The sequence below is a fragment of the Okeania sp. genome, from assembly GCF_983059655.1.
Genome location: NZ_CEZPJD010000869.1, coordinates 1,690 through 3,214 on the forward strand (window position 1 = coordinate 1,690; position 1,525 = coordinate 3,214).

1 protein-coding gene is annotated in these 1,525 nt (G+C 36.3%); it reads left to right on the forward strand.

The annotated features are described in order from the left end of the window. Positions 1-80 precede the first annotated feature (80 nt). The gene (locus tag AC3DU7_RS29570; protein ID WP_488042818.1) at positions 81-1,247 is read left to right on the forward strand and encodes a SpoIID/LytB domain-containing protein; all 1,167 of its coding nucleotides are present in this window, start codon (positions 81-83) and stop codon (positions 1,245-1,247) included. Positions 1,248-1,525: the final 278 nt, after the last annotated feature.

The following is a 1,525-nucleotide window of genomic DNA, read 5'->3' on the forward strand; positions in this document are numbered from 1 at the left end:
ACTTCTGACTTCTGACTTCTGACTTCTGACTTCGTTAAGGCTTTTGCCTACATTTTAGTTAACCCTAAATATAAAATCTAATGAGTTCTGGATTGTTATTTATTTCTGTTATTACTCGTTCTATTAAACCACTAAAACACTATTTTTGGACATCTGTTCTATTCTGGTTACTAGCGATCGCCCCTGCTCAAGCTTCCCTAGTCTTGCGAATTGCCATTCAAGAAGGAGCAAAAGAAGTTAAAGTTGGTAGTTCTACAAGCGCCGTAATTAGAGATGGTGCGGGTAGAGCTATTGGCGAACTACAGCCGACGAAAGGCTTTACTGCCGAATTAAAATCGGGAAAAGTTTCTTTGTCCAATTGGGTATCTGGTCAAATGTGGATCGAACCCAAAGGAGAAGGTTATGTATGGATAGGCGATCGGTGGTATCGTGGCCGTACTCACATTATTCCTAGTAAAACAGGAGTTACAGCTATCAATTATGTTGATATAGAACAATATCTATATAGTGTTATTGGAGCAGAAATGAACGGTAATTGGCCTCAAGAAGCTCTAAAAGCCCAAGCAGTTGCAGCTCGCTCCTATGCTTTAAATAAGCGTCAAGAAAATAGTAGCAATTTCTACGATTTAGGCAATGACCAACTATGGCAAGTGTATCAAGGAATTAAAACAGAGTCTCAAGGTACTTATGCTGCTGTTGATGCCACTAAAGGTCAAGTACTTACCTACAATGGTCAAATTATTTTAGCTCTATTCCATTCATCTTCTGGAGGCCACACAGAAAATGTAGAGGATGTTTGGTCAAACCCACTTCCTTATCTACGGGCGGTTCCCGACTTCGATCAAGATGCCCCAGTTTATGAATGGACAGAATCATTTACTCAAGCGGAATTGAAACAGCGAATATCAGGTGTAGGAAATATTATATCTATGACACCTCAGACTACTACTCCTCACAATAGTGTGATTACGATAAAAGTTTTAGGGGATGCAGGGGTTAAAACTCTTCAAGGCACAGATATTACAGCAGCTTTGGGATTAAAAAGTACCAGATTTATAGTTACTCCTAATAAAAATAAAGGCCAACAAGTTCCAAGCGGTTTCAAAATTACTGGAAAAGGTTTTGGTCATGCTGTAGGAATGAGTCAATGGGGAGCTTATAATTTAGCTCGGAACGGATATAATTACCAGCAGATTTTGTTGTACTATTACCAAGGTGCAAATTTAGCCAGAATTGATGTACGCTAAAAGTAAAATTTAGTCATTCTTTCTAATCTAAGTAATTAAATTCTACTGTTAAGTAAAAAAATATCAAAACCTAGACTTTAGGAACAAGAAAAGATTGAAATCAGCTTAGTTAATGCCGTTGAAATACAAAAATTCTCTCGGTATAGGTATTTCTATAATAGAATTTATAGATTAGCTCATTATCAAACAAATTTTTTTAGCTGAGATTTATATGATAATTCTATAGTTACCGAATAATTAACTAATTAATAATTAAATAATTATGGTTTAAAGCCTCC